This is a genomic window from Alphaproteobacteria bacterium (assembly GCA_019746225.1).
GTDB lineage: Bacteria > Pseudomonadota > Alphaproteobacteria > Paracaedibacterales > VGCI01 > VGCI01.
The window spans coordinates 1-1,589 of sequence record JAIESE010000048.1 but is presented as its reverse complement, the minus strand read 5'-3'; the positions used below and the strand labels follow the sequence as shown (position 1 = coordinate 1,589).

Annotated in this window: 1 protein-coding gene and 1 tRNA gene; both read right to left on the bottom strand. The window is 44.4% G+C overall.

Annotated elements, in window-relative coordinates; genetic code table 11:
• Positions 1-375 precede the first annotated feature (375 nt).
• Positions 376-1,050 (bottom strand): hypothetical protein, encoded by a 675-nt coding sequence (locus K2Y18_08605; protein MBX9805794.1) that lies wholly within the window; start codon positions 1,048-1,050, stop codon positions 376-378.
• A gap of 464 nt (positions 1,051-1,514) precedes the next feature.
• A tRNA-Ala gene (locus K2Y18_08600) sits at positions 1,515-1,587 on the bottom strand.
• Positions 1,588-1,589: the final 2 nt, after the last annotated feature.

The window sequence follows — 1,589 nt, the reverse complement described above, 5'->3', positions numbered from 1 at the left end:
AGCGGTGGGCGTGTGTTGCGTGGGGGATCGTTTTATTGGGAGTCTAGTGTACGTTCTTCTTCACGAGCGGACTTCCCACCTACTAGCAGGAACTTTGATTTTGGTTTTCGCTTGGCGAAGACAAAGTAAATGCTGGTCGATGGTTTGCCTAATGCGGGCAGGTCGGCGGATTGGTTGACCTGCTACCCCAAGGGAGGGCGGGGTCTGGACTGCCAAGAAGAATATCGGCATCACATTGGGTCGCCAAGCTTATGCGAACTAATTATTTCAAAATTCATTTTGAGTCATCAGAGTTGGTGGTAGCTCAACAACCATGAAACCCGGATGAGGTAAGCCTTGGAATAATGTAAAGGGTTTGAGACTTTAAGCGCATTCTTACGTGCCTTTTTTCTTTTCATCCTCGGGAAAAGCCTTGTCAAAAACAGCCTTAGCCCTTAGCTCAGCCTCAGCTATAGCTTTATCATAAACAGCCCTAGCCCCACTCTCAGCCTTGTCATAAACAGCCCTAGCCTCACTCTCAGCTTTGTCATAAACAACCCCGGCATCAGCCCCACTCTCAGCCTTGTCATAAACAGCTACAGTATCATCAATAGCCTTGGCAAAAAAAACATTAGCCTTAGCTATAGCTTTATCATAAATGACCCTAGCCTCACTCTCAGCCTTGTCAAAAACAGACTTAGAACCAGTCATTGCGGCTAAAATTCTTTTCTCCCACTTACTTCTTTTCATACCCTTAAAAGTGCCAATAGATATTCCAACGCCAACCCATGGCACCCAACAAACAGGTATAGAAAGAAGTGAAACCCACCACGGGTCCCTAGGATCCCTAAATATAGTTGCAAATATAGGGAAAAATGGTACCAAACATGCTCCACTGGCCCAATGGAAGAGAAGAAAGTAGATTAGAATCCCTGCTGTTCGTTCCCCCAATCCTTTTTCCAATGCTTCAAACCAATGTCTTCCAGATCGTTCTCCAAACATTGGTCCTCCAGATTGTTCCCCAAATATTCCTTTAGATTTTTCCCCAAATAGTTTTCCAAATTCTTTCATTATTTTTTGCTCCAACTATCACACATAAACAAATAAACCCCAAGGTATTACCCTTGAGGTTAAGCTTCATGATTACCAGCCCAAGACAAACATGATGGGCAATTAAACTATTGCATATCTGAATCTTGATACAAACAGAATCTTGTTTTATTGACAGTAAGTGAAGCGTAGGCCCTCACAATTGATTCCCTAATGGCGGGGCTTTCACGGGCGTGGGATTGCATTTTCGTTATGCCAATTGGTTTGATAGCTTGCCTTCCACTTGGAATATCGACTGCCTCGGTTTTCGTTTGGCGAAGACAAAGTAAATGATGGCCGAGTAAATTTGTAATCAGAGCCATTGCTCAATAAGAAAAATGGATATCGCTTTTAAAAACCTAACCGTCGCTGATGCATCCGGCTCTTAAAGAATCAAGTGTCAAAAAAGAAAAAGGCCCGCTGTTAAAACAGCAAGCCTTTTAAAGTGGAGCTGAGGGGATTTGAACCCCTGACCTTCTGCATGCCATGCAGACGCGCTCCCAGCTGCGCCACAGCCCCAG

What these genes read in the sequence shown, in the direction of transcription:
- K2Y18_08605 (MBX9805794.1), bottom strand. Translation starts at nt 1,050, where the DNA reads ATGAAAGAATTTGGAAAACTATTTGGGGAAAAATCTAAAGGAATATTT.